Genomic DNA, 14,516 nt, shown 5'->3' with positions numbered 1-14,516 from the left:
GGAGCATAGAACGGCACCAGGACACCCGCGGGGACCCGTCTCCCCCGTCGTGTCCGGTTTCACCGGTTTGTGAGACTTCCGACTGAGCGGTAGTTTTCCGGGCCATGTCACGACTCAGCCTGCGCACCCGCCTGTTCACCGTCGCCACGTTGCTGCTGGCACTTCCGGCCTTCGCCGGCTGCACATCCGACAGCAACTCCGAGGATGGTGGCGGTGACAACGACGCCGTCACCGTCGACCTGAGCGACGCCACGACCGCGTCGTACACGGCGGTCGGCGGTACGAAGCAGGTGACGGTCACCGGGGCCGACGCGGGCGTCGAGCTCGAGATCGTGAACAGCGATGACGAGGTCGTGGCCACGGGAACGACCGACGACGCCGGCCAGCTCCTGGTCCGCAGCCTCGATCCCGGCGACGGCTACGTCGTCGTCCAGGAGACCGACGACGGCGTCGCCGCTTCGGAGCCCACCGACGTCGGTGGGCTCGACGACGCGCCCGACGAGTCGTTCTACACCGACCAGACCCTCGACACCGGCGACGACGGCACCGGTGGCTACGGCTACCTCGAGACGCGTGATGGCACGCTCCTCGCCTACAACCTCACACTCCCCGGCCCGGCCGACGAAGGCCCGTACCCCACGGTCGTGGAGTACTCCGGCTACGACCCTGCGAACCCCGACTCGCCGCAGCCCAGCACGCTCATCGCCGGACTGCTCGGCTACGCAACGGTCGGCATCAACATGCGCGGTACCGGGTGTTCGGGCGGTTCGTTCTTCTTCCAGGAGCCCGCTCAGGTGACCGACGGCTACGACGCCGTCGAGGTCGTCGCCGCGCAGCCCTGGGTGCTCGACAACGAGGTCGGTCTCGTCGGCCTCTCCTACCCGGGGCTCACCCAGCTGTGGACCGCGCAGACCAACCCGCCGAGCCTCGAGGCCATCGCCCCCCTCTCGGTGATCGACGACACGTACCGCTCCACGCTGTACCCGGGCGGCATCTTCAACACCGGCTTCGCCGAGGACTGGGCCACCGAGCGCCAGGAGGAGAGCGAGCCCGGCGGCCAGGAGTGGGCCCAGAAGCGGATCGACGACGGCGACGAGGTCTGCATCGAGAACCAGGAGCTGCGCAGTCAGAACCCCGATCTGCTCGAGCTCGTGTCGGAGAACGACTTCTACGACAACGCGGAGCTCGGCGACCCGCTGGCGCCGATCACGTTCGTCGACGAGATCGACGTGCCGGTGTTCATCGCCGGCGCCTGGCAGGACGAGCAGACCGGCGGCCACTGGCCGGCGATGCTCCCCGAGTTCACGGGCACCGATCAGCTCCAGGCCACGTTCGTGAACGGCACGCATCCCGATCCCCTGGGCCCGGAGATCTTCTCGCGCTGGGTGGAGTTCCTGTCCTTCTACGTGAAGAAGGAGATCCCGTCGATCGACCCGCTCGTGCAGGCCGTCGGGCCCAGCGCCCTCGGTGAAGAGATCTGGGGCACCGCCGACTTCGAGATCCAGGACACCCGCTTCTCCGAGTACGACGACTACGACGAGGCGCTGGCGGCCTTCGAGGCCGAACAGCCCGTGCGTGTCGTGTTCGAGAGCGGAGCGGGTGGCACGACGCCGGGCGCTCCGGTCGCCACGTTCGACCTCACCTTCGACGACTGGCCGATCCCCGAGACCGAGGCCACCACCTGGTACCTCGGAGCGGACGGCACGCTGAGCGACGCGGAGGGCCCCGACGACGCCGCCGCCGACGTGTACACGAACGACCCCACCGGCAAGGACGACACGACCCTCGACGTCGAGAGTCAGAGCGACGCGTGGGTCACCGAGCCCCCCTACACGTGGGTGCAGCCCGACGAGGGTGAGGGGCTCAACTACGTCACCGACCCGTTCGACGAGACCACGATCATGGCCGGTCACGGCAGCGCCGACCTGTGGATCTCCTCGACGGCCGAGGACGTCGACCTCGAGGTGCAGGTGTCGGAGGTCCGCCCCGACGGCAAGGAGGTCTACGTGACCGCCGGCTGGCTCCGGGCCAGCCACCGTGCCCTCGACGAGGAGGCCTCCACCGAGCTGCGCCCGGTCCACACCCACGAGAGCGCCGACGCCGAGCCGGTTCCCGACGACGAGTTCGTCGAGGCGCGTGTCGAGCTCTTCCCGTTCGCGCACGTGTTCCGTGAGGGCTCGCAGTTGCGCATCACGATCGATGCTCCAGGGGGCTCACGCCCGCTGTGGCAGTTCGACACCGTCGAGGAGGCCGAGCCCGTCGAGGTGGGTCGCTCCGCGGCGGCGCCGTCGGCCGTGGTTCTCCCGGTGATCCCGGGCGTCGGCTCCGAGGCTCCCGCCGAGTACCCGGCGTGCGGCGCGCTGCGCGGCCAGCCGTGCCGCGACTACGCCGCCTTCGCGAACAGCCCCGCCGAATAGGCTGAGTCGTTCGCGGGCGCCGGCCCGCTCGCGCTGCATCCCGACGACCACGACCCCAGGAGTCACCGATGGGTTTCATGGACAAGGTGAAGGAAACCGCCTCCCAGGTGTCCGACAAGAGCAAGGAGCTCGCCGACAAGGGCAAGGACAAGGTCGACGACACCAAGGCGAAGCGCCGGATCAAGGAGCTCGAGGGCGAGATCGGACGCCTCGTCTACGACCAGCGCACCGGGTCGGCCGACGACGACGTCGAGACCCACATCGCTGCCCGCATCACCGAGATCACCGAGCTGCGTGACGGCCTCGGTGATGGAGACGGCGAGGACTCGGACGACTCGGGATCCGACGACGCATAGACCACCCCCACTGCGGGCTTGCCCACCCCGGCGCGGGGCCGGTCAGTAGCCACCCTGCGACGCGGGGCGTGTGACGCGGGGCACGATCCCGCTGAGCAGTGACACGATCGCCACGCCGGTCACGACGTGGATCACGGCGAGCGCGATCTCGCTCGCCCGCTCGTCGGGGATCGGGGCGTTGAGCGTGAACGGGTAGATCGCCGCGGCGGCGATCACGACGAGCGACAGCCACTGAAAGAACAGCAGCGGTCGGGGCGCGACGAGGAGCAGCCCGTGGAGGACCGCCGTGGCGATGATGCCGGCGGCGAAGCCCACGAGGAGTGTGGGCCCGGCGCCGAGCTCCTTGTAGACATCGGAACCGGGCGAGTCGGGGACGGCCACCGTGACGTCGAAGACGCCCGTCGCCGCCCACAGGGCCACCAGCGCGACAACGGCCCCGATCACCGCTGCGGCGACTCCGCCGCCCCACAGCCGCCCGGCGTTGATGTCGAGCTTGTCGCTCGGCGGCTGCCGGCGTGGGGGGCCGGGTGGCGGGTTCTGCGAGTACTGCGGCTGAGCCATAGCGGTCTCCTACGCGACGCGGCGGACGGTGTCGGCGGGCCGTCGCCCGTGTTCACACCAGCATGACAAACGCCGACGGGGTGGCGTGTGATGTCCGTGCGACGCACTCGACCGGATTCTCATTCCAAGAGACTCCGCTGCCTTCGGTGGATATCCTCTCGCGCAGGTCAGACACGGGGGAAACAGGTGGCAAGACTCAGCTACCCCGGAACTCGGGAACGATCGTTCGCTGGGATCATCGAGAAGATGGCGACCACCGCGTTCGTAGTCGGTGGAGTGATCGCGTGCCTCTGGGTTCTTGCCGTCATCGACGCCATCGACGATGTCAACACGGCCACCGACGCCCTCAACAGCGCCGCGGACGCTCTGGACGACGAACCCGACCTCCCCTTTTCGGATTCGGAGAACGACGAGAAAGCCTCCGCCAACATCCTGGATTACACCGGTGAGATCGCCACGCGGTCGTCATTACTCGTGGCATCGATCGCCGCTCTCGGTTTCGGATGCCTTCTCTGGGCCTTCGGTCGGCGAGTGCGCGTCGTCGATGTCGACGCCGCGATGCGGCATCAGCACGAGGGCAACGACGAGGCCACCCGACCCAAGGGCAACGACACGACTCCCCCGCCTCCTCGGATCGATTAGTCAAACACGACGCCCAGCGCCGGCCTGACCAGCGGACCACTGGTTCGTTTCCCTTCGGATGACGCAGTCCGGTCCGGCAAACCGCAGCGCGGTGCTTGACGACCGGGTGACGCGCGACGAAGCTCCGAACATGACGGCTTCTCCAGTGGCGCCACCCGAAGCCGGTCGAGACCGGCACCTGCCCGTGGGCCGAGTCGTCGCTGTCGTCATGGGAGCCGTGCTCGCGCTCTTCGCCGTCGTCTCCTTCCTCGGCGGAGCTGCCCTCACCGTGCTCTACGCCACCCAACGCGACGCCGACGGTTTCTTCACCACGCCGACGGAGCGATTCGACACGTCGACCTTCGCCATCACGTCACCGAAGATCGACCTCGGTGCGGAGCCAGGTAGTGACGACTGGGTTCCCGACCTGGGAGACCTCGCCACCGTTCGGATCGAGAGCCGTCCCGCTGAGGAAGGGTCGGTGTTCGTCGGCATCGGCCCCGAAGCCGACGTGGAGGACTTCCTCGACGGGGTTCCCCACGCGGAGATCTCAGACCTCGACGTCGCTCCCTTCTCGGTGGACTACGACTTCAAGCGAGGGAGCAACGAACCGCCCGCCCCACCATCGGACCAGGACTTCTGGGCGGCGGTCGCCGAAGGACCCGACACGAGCGAGCTCGAGTGGGAGCTGGAGTCGGGCAACTGGTCCGTCGTGATCATGAACACCGACGCGGCGCCGGGGGTCAGTGTCGACGCGTCGATCGGTGCCAAGGCGGACTGGGTGCTGCCGCTCGGCATCGGCCTGCTCGTCGGCGGGACGGTTTTCGGCCTGATCGCCGTCGCGCTGATCGTGTTCGGCGCCGTCGGACTCTCCCGTCACGGCACGTGGGAGCCGGCACCCGTCGTCGCCGGTGTGGCCCCGGTCCGCCTCGAGGGTCGAGGGGGCGAGCCCCTCAGCCGCTGGCTCTGGCTGGTGAAGTGGGTGCTCGTCATCCCGCACGTCATCGTGCTCGTGTTCCTCTGGGTCGCCCTGTCGATCACGACCGTGATCGTGTGGTTCGCCATCTTGTTCACGGGCCGCTACCCGCGGGGTCTGTTCGACTTCAACGTAGGCGTGCTGCGCTGGAGCTGGCGGGTGGGCTACTACTCCTTCGGAGCGCTCGCGACAGACCGGTATCCGCCGTTCACTCTGGCGCCCGATCCCGACTACCCGGCTACCTACGACGTCGACTACCCCACCGAGCTCTCGCGGGGCCTCATCTGGGTGAAGTCGTGGCTGCTGGCGATCCCCCACTATCTCGTGCTGGGTGTCATCGGTGGGGGCCTCTTCTGGGGTGCGTCCGACAGGAACATCCCGTTCGGCGGCCTGCTCGGAATCCTGGTGATCTTCGCCGCCCTGGCCCTGCTGTTCGCCGGTCGGTACCCCCGAGGTCTGTTCGACTTGGTCATGGGCCTGAACCGTTGGGTCTTCCGTGTCCTGCCCTACGTCCTGTTGATGCGCGACGAGTACCCGCCGTTCCGCCTCGACCAGGGGGAGTCCGAACCGGGGCTGGCCCCGCCGCCGGCGCCAACGGGCCCGCCGCCGGTGTCCATGGATCAGGGCGCGGGATCCGGCGGCTCGCCAGAGAACTGACTCCGGAGAACTCGACCGGGGTAGCTGTCACACCGGGTTGTTAGGTTGGTCCTGTCGATGCGGAGGGCTTCGCCCCTCTGGTCGGTTTCTTCCCCCGTTCGCTTCGGCCGCGTGTTCTTTGGCTGTGCGCGGCCTGGAATCCGAAGGGGGTGGAGATGCCAGTGTCCGACGGCGCCGACGAAGGTCTGGAGCCGGGTGACGCCGCCGGGTGTAGGGATCAGGGCGAGCCCGGCGTGAGCAGCGCGCCCCGGGCGCCTCGCCTTGCGGGTGTGCGGCGCGCCCCTGCGCCACCGGCCGATCCGACCGGGCCGTCGGGTCGGAGACTTCTGGATCTCCTGGGGGAGATCAACCGTCTCGAGGCCCGGTTCGCAGCAGTATGCAGAACACACCACACCACAGTCCACGAACACCGCTGGAACGTGAAACTCACATCCGAAGGACAACTCAAGGTCAAGCCGCCTTGAGTAGCTGGGGCACATGCGGTCCCGATTCGTGCGACGAAGCGCCGTCGTCGTGGCGCCTCACGTCGTGCCCGACAGGTTGCAGCAGACTCGGTGTTGTCGAGGTGCGCATTGCCGCGTCGACGACCTGTGACCGATCTAGAGTTGTCGTTGACGCTAACGGTCGTTCACGCCCGCGGAAGAGGGGGAGACGCCATCGAGGGCTACGCGCACTCCGACTTCAGCGGGGTGGAACGGACGTTCCGTCGCCAGCTGCGGCGAACGACGGGTGGCGCGGCCGTCGCCGTGTACCACCGCGGCGAGCTCGTCGTCGACCTCTGGGGTGGCCGCCGGACCGACGACGGGGACCCCTGGCTGGCCGACACGCTGGCCATGTGCTTCAGCACCACCAAGGGCGTGACGTCCACCGCCCTCCACATCCTCGCAGACCGCGGCCTGGTCGACTACGACGCGCCGGTCCGCGAGTACTGGCCCGAGTTCGCCCAGAACGGGAAGGAAGCGACCACGGTCCGGCACGTGATGAGCCACGCCGTCGGGCTCCACAGGCTCAAGCCCCTCGTCGAGACGGCGGATGACATGCTCGACTGGGACCACATGGTGGGGGCGCTCGCCGCCGCGAAACCTGCCTATGAGCCCGGCACGTCCGCCGGCTACCACGCACTCACCTACGGCTGGCTCGTCGGTGAGCTCATCCGGCGCGTGTCGGGACAGCCCATCGGGGCGTTCATCCAGGAGGAGATCGCCGGGCCGCTCACCCTCGACGGCCTCTACATGGGATGCCCACCCGGGGAGCGACGCAGGGTCGCTCCTCTCGCGCCCATCGGAATACCGAGGGTTGGGCCGCAGGCGTTGAAGCGGGCGCAGAACGAGGTCGGGCGTGCGCTCGCGCAGGTGGCGTCCGCATTCCCGCTCAACCCGAAGCGGTTGCTGGGCGCAATCGTCCCCCGCGGAATGGAGGACGTGCTCTACGGCCACGACATCATGGACGCCGAGATCCCGTCGGCGAACGGCTTCTTCACAGCGCGGTCGCTCGCCCGCATGTACGCCCTGCTCGCGGGCAGTGGCGAGATCGACGGCGTCCGGCTCCTATCGCCCGAGACGGTCGAGCAGGCCGGCCGGATCCAGCACACACGCCGCGACCGGGTGCTCATGGTCCCGATGCGCTGGCGTCTCGGCTACCACATGGTCTTCACGACCCGGGGGGTCCTCGACGGGGCCTTCGGCCACTTCGGCTTCGGAGGCTCGGGGGCATGGTGCCATCCGGGCCACGACCTCGCGGTGGCGATGGTCTGCAACCGGGGGACGGGCACACCGCTCGGCGACTTCCGCCTCAGTCAGCTCGGCACGGCCGCGACGGCAGCAGCTCAGGGACGCGACCCCGAGGACCTTGCGGTTGCATCCTGAAGCGGGCTGCTGCAGGTTTCCACCACACACCATCCGGCACGTCTGGATCACGGCGGGCCGTGTCGGACACGACGAGATGACGCGATGAGAGACGTGACGGGCAATGTGGGCGCTACAGGGCTCGAACCTGTGACCTCCGCCTTGTAAGGGCGGCGCTCTCCCGACTGAGCTAAGCGCCCGGGCCCGCGACGCTACCCGGCCCGCGACGCAGTCACGTCCTCGACCGGGGCGCCGCCGGGATCGACCGCCGGCGGGCCGGGGCTCGTCGTGAAACCGACGGGGGGATCGGTTTCGTGCGTCACCCCGGCCCGCCCTGTATCGGCGGTGTGATCTCGTGCGGTCCTCGGCGCAGCCCGGGTCAGGCCGACCGCGCGGCCGCGATCGGGTCGGCCGGCTCAGCGGGGGCCACCTTGGGTGGACGACCGCGGCGGCGCTTCTTCGCCAGAACCTTCCCGTTGGCGAAGAGCTCGCCGCCCCAGACGCCCCACGGCTCCCGCCGCTCGAGGGCGGCGTCGAGACACTCCTTCTTCACCGGGCACTCCTGACAGAACGCCTTGGCGGCCGCGATGTCCTGGAGCTCCTCGGAGAAGAAGAGCGGCGTCGACGCGCCCGTGCCGTCACGGCACAGGGCGCGCGCCTGCCAGGTCTCGCGCTCCTTCTCGGATGTCGTCTGGAGGATCTCGATGGCTGCCATGGCCGTGTCTCCGTTGTCGGTATCTGTCGGTCGGGCGATCTGTCGGTCGGGCGGTCGGGGGGTGTGTCCGGTGTCCTCGGTGGGCGGTCGTGTCGGATGTGTTCTGTTCGACGGTCGGTGGGCTGGATGGGTTGACGGGCGGTCCGGGGTCGGGGGTGATCCTTCCTGTCGGGTGCGACAACGAAAAGGCCGCCGGGTTGCCCCGGCGGCCTTGGAGGGTGCTCCTGCGTGTGGTGTCGCTAGGAGGAGTCCTGGAGCCGCCGGGGCCTGCCGGTCTTGTGGAACCCGGTGAGGAACATCGGAATGTCCCACGTCGCCGGTGCCGGAACGTCGGAGCCGACCGAGGCACAGGCGCGCGCGACGTCGACGTTTCCGGCCGGGAGATAGCTCCCGTGGAGGTCGTGCCGTGCGCTCATGGCCTGTGGTCCTTGTGGTGGATGGGTCGGTTCTGCGCCGAGAGCCCCGTGGCGACTCGGTTCGTGCATGGAAGCACCCGACGGGGACCTGCGTCAAGCCATTTGCCGCCGACAGGCCCCTCCACTACGAAAATCGGCCGGAATACGAGAAAAAGGGAACCTCTGGCCGCAGTCGGGCGTCCTACTCATGTGACCACGATCGCCGCCCTGCCCGGGGGCTCGCGCAGGGCCGCCTCGCCGTCGACCGGTTTCGCCACAGACGAGTCGGTGCCCGACACGGCTGGGCACACGGTCGTCGCCGAGACGACCGACACCTCCGAGCCGTCGGCAGTCACCACCTGGGACGCCGAACTCGAACAACTGTACGAGGACGAGATGCCCGCTGCGATCCACGTCGCGTACCTCATGACGGGACGACACGCCCTTGCCGAGGACATCGCCCAGGACGCCTTCCTCCGTGTGGCGGCACGCATCCGACGGCTACGAGACCCGGCGGCGTTTCGGAGCTATCTCCGTCGGGCGGTCGTCAACGGCACCAACTCGCACTTCCGGCATCAGCGCGTTCGCCGCAGGTACCTCGAACGCGAAGGTTCGCAGCCCCCCGCCCACGCCGGCGAGCCCGACCTCGAAACCCGTGACGCCGTCACCACCGCGCTTGCCGAACTCCCCCACCGCCAGCGTGCGGCCATCGTGTGCCGCTACTTCCTCGACCTCACCGAGAAGGAGACAGCGAAGGCGCTCAGCGTCCGGGCCGGAACCGTGAAGTCCTGCGTCTCACGTGCCCTCACGACCCTTCGGGCCCACCTCGCCGACCCTGACGAAGCCCCGCGCCGGGACCCCGGCCACCACCCGCAGCTCCGCGCTGCTCACGAGGGAGAACAGCCATGAACGACTTCGACGACCGGCTTCGCGACGCCCTCCGGAGTGCGGGCGGCGGTGCCCCCGGCGAGGCGACAGCACCCGAGGCTCTGGCCGCGACGGCCAAGCGGCGCCGCGCACGCCGGATCAGCGCACTCGCTGGAGGAACCGCCGGGCTCGTGGTCCTGATCAGTGTGACCGGGCTCACCCTGGCCTCGCGCGACGACTCTTCCGACGTCGTCGCGGCACCGCCGACGAGTATCCCCCAGACCGGCGATCTCGCCATTCCCAAGGAGCCCACGCCCACCTCGTCGCAGCAGACCACGGACGTTGCGGCGCCACCGGTCACCGAGGAGACCATTCCCGAGTCACCCGATGTCGAAGCACTGACGGCTCCACCTGTTCCCGGCGACCTGTCCGACGACGAGTTGCCCCCTACCGACTCCGACGAACGGGAGTGGACAGGCTCCGAGTCGGTCGACGTCGAAGCCGAGATCCTGACACCCGTCGTCGGGCCCGACCAGACCCTGAAGGTTCGGATCACCGCGCACAACACCTCGGGCCTGTGGGCACGCGGGTCGATTCAGCGGGTGACGATCTCCCTCGACGGTCCCACCGCCACGCCCATCACTGCAAAGCTCAATGATCGCGGCGACGACGTACCGACGATCGGGATCCCACTGCAGCTCGCACCGAACGACACGTGGACACGCGACTACGACGTACGCCTCATCGATGTCGCCCGCTTCGCCGCCCGCACCGTCCCCGACGTCCTGCCGGCGGGAGACTACGCGACAACGGTCGACCTGGTCATGAGCGGTGGTGGGACCTTCCACTTCACCGACGCGTTCACGATGACCGAGAGCCTCGACCTCACCGGGGGCGCCCTCTTGGGATGCGGCTCCCTGTTCGACGTGTGGACCATCTGCCTCGATGGATTTGCCTCCAACTGAGGTCACCGCTGGCGGCCCGACGGCCACCTACTCGACCGTGACCGTGCCCCTCATCGACGGGTGCAGCGAGCAGTAGAAGCTGTACTCCCCCGGCTCGTCGAAGGTGAGCTCGGCCGTCTCCGCGGGGCCGAAGTCGGCGGTTCCGAAGGAACCGTCGGGGTCGCTCGGGGTTCCCGCCGTGATGTTGTGCGACACGCCGTCGGTGTTCGCCCACACCACGGGGAGTCCGGCCGCGACCTGCACGTCGGGGAACGTGAGGTTGTCGATCGACGCGAACGCCGCCCCCTCGGGGAGGTTCTCGGGCTCGTTCACCCGGGAGTCGAGCAGGGCCTCGGGATCGGAGACGGGCCAGATCGTCGGGTTCCACATCCCGAACACCCCGAGCTGGTTGTCGTGGTCGGGATCGACCCACGCGTGCATCATCCACCCGTAGGTCGGCGTGAACGTCCCGCCCTGCTCGTTGCACGTCTCGCGGGCGAGCGTCCCACCGGTGACGCGTGGCCCGGTGCAGAGGTTGTAGTGGATGTGCCAGTTGTCGAGCGGGCCTGCGAACCCCTCGGGGTGGTCGTCGCCCTGGGTGGAGAGCGGAAGGATGAGTGAGGCTCCCACGAGTTCGACCTCGGAGCCGGTCCAGCGGCCGGCGACGCACTGCCCGTAGTCCGACGTGTCGGGTGGCTCGGCGCCGCCGGGAGTGGCGAAGAGGAGGACCTCGGGCCTGCTCGGGTCGAACTCACCGTCGTTGATCCGGCCGTTGTGGAAGAAGTGCGCACCCATGTTGGGGGTCTGGTCGGTCGTGCGGTGGAAGCCCTCGGCGCACGCCTTCTCGACCGTGTAGCCGCTGATGGCGGCGTTCACCTCGTCGAGCTGAGCGACCAGCTCCTCGAGCTCGTCGCGAGACATCGCCAGCGCGTCGGGCACCTCCCCGCCCGACTCGGCGAGATCCTTCAGCTCGGCGTACGAGCAGGGCCCCTCCGCGTCGATGCACCGCACCTGCTGTGTGGCGGGGCCCTCCACGAGTCCGAGTAGGACGTCGCCGTCCACCTCCTCGAACACGAAGTGCGACGACCCCTGCGCTCCGGCCGGCTCAGTGGGGAAGACGTCGGGCGGCGCAGCATCGGAGTCGACGGCGGGCATGACGGGAGTGGCCAGCGTGTCGGCCACATCGTCGGGCCCCTCGGACGGCTCGGAGTCACTGTCTCCGCCGCTCGTACAGGCTGCCGCTACGAGTCCCGTGAACGCGACCGCCAGAGCGAACTTCCGCATCGGAGCAGAGCCTATCCCCCACCCGTCGACCACAATGGTCGGATGATCTCCGGCACACGGGCGCCCGACGCCACTGATCCCGACTTTGCCCACGTGGCCGAGCTCCTCGACGCCCGACGAGCCGAGGACCTCCACGAGGGAGCGCAGGTCTACGTGTCGCTCAGCGGAGAGGCTCTTCTCGACACCGCCGTCGGTGAGTCCCGCGAGGGCCGCGACCTCGACCGCGATGACGTCATGCTCCTCTACTCAGCGGGGAAGCCGCTGACGACCGTGGCCGTTCTGCGCCTCTGGGAGCAGGGCCGCCTCTCGCTCGATGACCGCATCGCCGAGTTCGTGCCCGGATGGTGCGGCGGCAAGGAGTCCGCGACGATCCGGCACGTCCTCACCCACACCGGCGGCTTCATGAGGGCCGCCGCCGGCCTCTACGACACGGACGCGTCCTTCGACGACCTCCTCACGGCCATCGCCGTATCGCCCGCCGAGTGGGAGCCCGGGACAGCGGCGGGTTACCACCTCTTCGCCGGCTGGGTCGTCCTGGCTGCCGTGGTGGCCGCCGTCGACGGCCGGCGCATCGACACCTTCGTGCGCGAGGAGATCACGTCACCGCTGGGAGTCGACGACGTGTCGATCGGTGTTCCGCTCGACGAACAGCAGCGGCTCGGGGACCGCCTCGCACCCGTGTACTGGAAGGGCCATGTCATGATGCGTCGCGAGGGCGGCAAGGCCCGCTTTGTCCCGTACCGGGTCGACGAGCGCCACAACGACCCTGCGCACGTCGCCCGGCCCGAGCCCGGGGGCAACGCTCGCGGCTCGGCCCGTTCGCTCGGGCGTTTCTACGAGTCCCTCCTCGGTTTCGGGCCGCCGCTGCTCGAGGCGCGCACGGTCGAGGCGGCGAGCGCCGCGCACCGGCGCGGAATGAAGGACCGGCTGTTCACCGCCGACGTCCCGTGGGGGCTCGGGTTCCAGCTGTCCGAGGCCATCGGTGGCGGGCCGGGCCGACGAGTGTTCGGCCACGGGGGCATGAGCTCCACGGAGGCCTTCGCCGACCCGGATCTGGGTCTCGTCGTCGTGGTCACGGCGAACGGCCTGCCGGCCTTCCTGGACCACGACCGCAGGATGTCCGCCGTCGTCGACGCCGTGTACTCATCGCTCGGCGACGAGGCCCAGCACGTCCGCCGCCCCGTCCAGACCCTGGCGAAGGCGTGGGGCTTCGCCTGAGCGACGACGACACTGACGGCTCAGCGGCGGCTGCCCACACCCGAGGTCAACTCGAGCAGCGACCCGTGAACCGGCGGCGGAGCAGCGACGATGTCGCCCGAGTGCAGCCAGGCGTCGGGATCACCCGACCAGTCGGTGACGACTCCCCCGGCCTCCCGGACGAGCACAGCGCCGGCGGCGACGTCCCACGTGCCCAGGGCCAGCTCGAAGTAGCCGTCGAAGGTCCCCGAGGCCACGTACGCCAGGTCCATGCTGGCCGCGCCGGCGCGTCGGAGGTCCTCGAAGCGGCGCAGTGCGGCGTCGAGCACGGGGAGGTAGTCGTCGAGGAGGTCGTTGCGGCGGAATGGAAAGCCCGTGGCACAGATGGCGCTCCCCACGTCGCGGTCCGAGACGGCGAGCGGCACGCCGTTGCGGAACGCGCCTCCGCCGTCGGTGGCCCGGTAGAGGTCGCCGAGCATCGGGGAGTGGATCACCCCGACCACGGGGCGGCCGTCGACAACGAGAGCGACCGACACGCCGACCATCGGAAATCCGTGCAGGAAGTTGGCGGTGCCGTCGAGCGGGTCGACGTACCAGCCCACCGGCCCCTGTTCGCCACCGCCCTCCTCGCCGAAGAAGGGGATGTCGGGGTGGGACAGTGCCAGCGACCGGCGAACGGCCTCCTCGCTGGTCGTGTCGACATCGCTGACCCAGTCGCCGGGTGACTTCTCGCGAACACCCCTCGCACTCCCGAAGCCGTCGAGCACGACCTCACCTCCGGCGCGGGCAGCCTGCTCGGCGGCGTCAGCCAGCGAATCGAGGTCGAGCCCTCCGCCCGCCGACGTCATGGCGTCGCCCGCGCGGCGATCGCGGCGTAGAGCGCCGGCGTTGCCGCGGCGGCGATGTGGCGCCGTGCGTCGGGGTCGTCGGTGATCAGCGGCTCGCCGGCCAGGTCACCCACGACTGCTCCCGCCTCGGTGCACGCCAGCATGCCACCGAGGTAGTCCCACGGCGCATGGGTCGGCGCCGAGTCGATGAACGCGTCGACGTTGCCGGCAGCGACGTCGCACAGGGCCAAGGCCCCCGACCCGAGTGAGCGGAACTGCTTCCAGTCCATCTCATAGGCCGGCGCACCGTTCCAGGCGATGAGCGCGTCGCCGGGTTCCTCGACCCCGGACGACGTGATCGGCTCACCGTCACGCCACGCCCCCCGGTCGCGTACGGCCGTTGTTTCCGTTCCGGTGACCTGGTTGACGACGAGGCCCACCAGCGCGCCGGTTGCGTCGAGTGCGCAGATCGACGTGCCCCAGTAGGGAATGTCGCGCGCGCAGTTCGTGGACCCGTCGACCGGGTCGAGCACGACGGTGACGGGAGCGTCCGGGTTCCCGCTGAACCCGGACTCCTCACTCAGCACCCGCACATCCTCTCCCCGCAGCACGTCGAGCGCGGCATCGTCGGCCACGAGGTCGACCGCGTACTGGGTGGGCCGGTCTGTTCGCTCGCGCCGTCGGGCCGGGTCGGCCGCGGCGAGGGCGGCGTGGATCCTGCGCCCGACCTCGTGGAAGAGGGCCAGGAGGTCGTCGGGTGTCGGTGCGTCGCCCACGTCGGGGAGTCTGGCAGACACCTCATCCGAGGGCCCCACAGGAACGCCCGTGGCACTTCGATGCTGCCCGGACCCGGGT

The 14,516-nt window shown here is 69.4% G+C and carries 14 protein-coding genes and 1 tRNA gene; 8 read left to right on the top strand and 7 right to left on the bottom strand.

Translation table 11 applies throughout. The features are described from left to right. Positions 1-104 precede the first annotated feature (104 nt). Together R3A49_00710 and R3A49_00705 are read left to right on the top strand one after the other, a co-directional pair. A complete protein-coding gene (locus R3A49_00710; protein MEZ5169250.1) occupies positions 105-2,417 on the top strand; it encodes a CocE/NonD family hydrolase in 2,313 nt (770 codons plus the stop codon). A gap of 68 nt (positions 2,418-2,485) precedes the next feature. After that, the gene (locus tag R3A49_00705) at positions 2,486-2,773 is read left to right on the top strand and encodes a hypothetical protein (GenBank protein ID MEZ5169249.1); all 288 of its coding nucleotides are present in this window, start codon (positions 2,486-2,488) and stop codon (positions 2,771-2,773) included. A 42-nt stretch (positions 2,774-2,815) separates the two neighbouring features. On the opposite strand, the gene R3A49_00700 is transcribed toward R3A49_00705, so the two are convergent. After that, the gene (locus tag R3A49_00700) at positions 2,816-3,334 is read right to left on the bottom strand and encodes a DUF6069 family protein (protein MEZ5169248.1); all 519 of its coding nucleotides are present in this window, start codon (positions 3,332-3,334) and stop codon (positions 2,816-2,818) included. 246 nt (positions 3,335-3,580) lie between these two features. On the opposite strand from R3A49_00700, the gene R3A49_00695 reads away from it, so the two are divergent. The 3 genes from R3A49_00695 to R3A49_00685 all read left to right on the top strand — a co-directional run bounded on the left by R3A49_00695 (position 3,581) and on the right by R3A49_00685 (position 7,453). After that, positions 3,581-3,976 (top strand): hypothetical protein, encoded by a 396-nt coding sequence (locus tag R3A49_00695; protein MEZ5169247.1) that lies wholly within the window; start codon positions 3,581-3,583, stop codon positions 3,974-3,976. A gap of 130 nt (positions 3,977-4,106) precedes the next feature. Further along, positions 4,107-5,588 carry a DUF4389 domain-containing protein gene (locus R3A49_00690; GenBank protein MEZ5169246.1) on the top strand — a complete coding sequence of 494 codons (1,482 nt, stop codon included), beginning with the start codon at positions 4,107-4,109 and terminating at the stop codon, positions 5,586-5,588. A 611-nt stretch (positions 5,589-6,199) separates the two neighbouring features. Next, positions 6,200-7,453, top strand: coding sequence for a serine hydrolase domain-containing protein (locus R3A49_00685; GenBank protein MEZ5169245.1), 1,254 nt, complete (start codon positions 6,200-6,202; stop codon positions 7,451-7,453). Between the two features lie 106 nt (positions 7,454-7,559). On the opposite strand, the gene R3A49_00680 is transcribed toward R3A49_00685, so the two are convergent. The 3 genes from R3A49_00680 to R3A49_00670 all read right to left on the bottom strand — a co-directional run bounded on the left by R3A49_00680 (position 7,560) and on the right by R3A49_00670 (position 8,563). Continuing rightward, a tRNA-Val gene (locus R3A49_00680) sits at positions 7,560-7,632 on the bottom strand. A gap of 179 nt (positions 7,633-7,811) precedes the next feature. Further along, positions 7,812-8,147: a WhiB family transcriptional regulator gene (locus R3A49_00675; GenBank protein ID MEZ5169244.1), complete on the bottom strand. Its 336-nt coding sequence runs from the start codon at positions 8,145-8,147 to the stop codon at positions 7,812-7,814. A gap of 239 nt (positions 8,148-8,386) precedes the next feature. Further along, a complete protein-coding gene (locus R3A49_00670) occupies positions 8,387-8,563 on the bottom strand; it encodes a hypothetical protein (protein MEZ5169243.1) in 177 nt (58 codons plus the stop codon). Positions 8,564-8,830: 267 nt separating this feature from the next. On the opposite strand from R3A49_00670, the gene R3A49_00665 reads away from it, so the two are divergent. Then, on the top strand, positions 8,831-9,451 hold the full coding sequence (locus R3A49_00665) for a SigE family RNA polymerase sigma factor (GenBank protein MEZ5169242.1): 621 nt from the start codon (positions 8,831-8,833) through the stop codon (positions 9,449-9,451). After that, positions 9,448-10,374 (top strand): hypothetical protein, encoded by a 927-nt coding sequence (locus R3A49_00660; protein ID MEZ5169241.1) that lies wholly within the window; start codon positions 9,448-9,450, stop codon positions 10,372-10,374. Before R3A49_00665 ends, R3A49_00660 begins: the two co-directional genes overlap by 4 nt. Positions 10,375-10,401: 27 nt before the next feature. Here the strand turns inward: R3A49_00660 and R3A49_00655 are convergent, their stop codons facing one another. After that, complete coding sequence (locus R3A49_00655; protein MEZ5169240.1) at positions 10,402-11,637, bottom strand: plastocyanin/azurin family copper-binding protein; 1,236 nt, start codon at positions 11,635-11,637, stop codon at positions 10,402-10,404. A 42-nt stretch (positions 11,638-11,679) separates the two neighbouring features. Here R3A49_00655 and R3A49_00650 point away from each other — a divergent pair, with 42 nt between their 5' ends. Beyond that, on the top strand, positions 11,680-12,855 hold the full coding sequence (locus R3A49_00650; protein ID MEZ5169239.1) for a serine hydrolase domain-containing protein: 1,176 nt from the start codon (positions 11,680-11,682) through the stop codon (positions 12,853-12,855). A gap of 20 nt (positions 12,856-12,875) precedes the next feature. Here R3A49_00650 and R3A49_00645 read toward each other — a convergent pair whose 3' ends face one another. After that, positions 12,876-13,682, bottom strand: a complete 807-nt coding sequence (locus tag R3A49_00645) for an inositol monophosphatase family protein (GenBank protein ID MEZ5169238.1) — start codon at positions 13,680-13,682, stop codon at positions 12,876-12,878. Further along, a complete protein-coding gene (locus R3A49_00640) occupies positions 13,679-14,437 on the bottom strand; it encodes an inositol monophosphatase family protein (protein ID MEZ5169237.1) in 759 nt (252 codons plus the stop codon). The genes R3A49_00645 and R3A49_00640 overlap by 4 nt, the downstream gene beginning before the upstream one ends. Between the last annotated feature and the right edge of the window lie 79 nt (positions 14,438-14,516).

This window comes from Acidimicrobiia bacterium (genome assembly GCA_041394025.1).
Taxonomy (GTDB): Bacteria; Actinomycetota; Acidimicrobiia; order IMCC26256; family JAOSJL01; genus JAOSJL01.
Note: the sequence above shows the minus strand (reverse complement) of the source record. Positions and strands in the feature narration are given on the sequence as shown.

Excerpts from the sequence above, each read along its gene's own strand:
- R3A49_00670 (MEZ5169243.1), bottom strand. The coding sequence starts at position 8,563 with ATGAGCGCACGGCACGACCTCCACGGGAGCTATCTCCCGGCCGGAAAC.
- R3A49_00700 (MEZ5169248.1), bottom strand. The coding sequence starts at position 3,334 with ATGGCTCAGCCGCAGTACTCGCAGAACCCGCCACCCGGCCCCCCACGC.
- R3A49_00645 (MEZ5169238.1), bottom strand. The coding sequence starts at position 13,682 with ATGACGTCGGCGGGCGGAGGGCTCGACCTCGATTCGCTGGCTGACGCC.
- R3A49_00650 (MEZ5169239.1), top strand. The coding sequence starts at position 11,680 with ATGATCTCCGGCACACGGGCGCCCGACGCCACTGATCCCGACTTTGCC.
- R3A49_00710 (MEZ5169250.1), top strand. The coding sequence starts at position 105 with ATGTCACGACTCAGCCTGCGCACCCGCCTGTTCACCGTCGCCACGTTG.
- R3A49_00675 (MEZ5169244.1), bottom strand. The coding sequence starts at position 8,147 with ATGGCAGCCATCGAGATCCTCCAGACGACATCCGAGAAGGAGCGCGAG.
- R3A49_00695 (MEZ5169247.1), top strand. The coding sequence starts at position 3,581 with ATGGCGACCACCGCGTTCGTAGTCGGTGGAGTGATCGCGTGCCTCTGG.
- R3A49_00655 (MEZ5169240.1), bottom strand. The coding sequence starts at position 11,637 with ATGCGGAAGTTCGCTCTGGCGGTCGCGTTCACGGGACTCGTAGCGGCA.
- R3A49_00690 (MEZ5169246.1), top strand. The coding sequence starts at position 4,107 with ATGACGGCTTCTCCAGTGGCGCCACCCGAAGCCGGTCGAGACCGGCAC.
- R3A49_00705 (MEZ5169249.1), top strand. The coding sequence starts at position 2,486 with ATGGGTTTCATGGACAAGGTGAAGGAAACCGCCTCCCAGGTGTCCGAC.
- R3A49_00660 (MEZ5169241.1), top strand. The coding sequence starts at position 9,448 with ATGAACGACTTCGACGACCGGCTTCGCGACGCCCTCCGGAGTGCGGGC.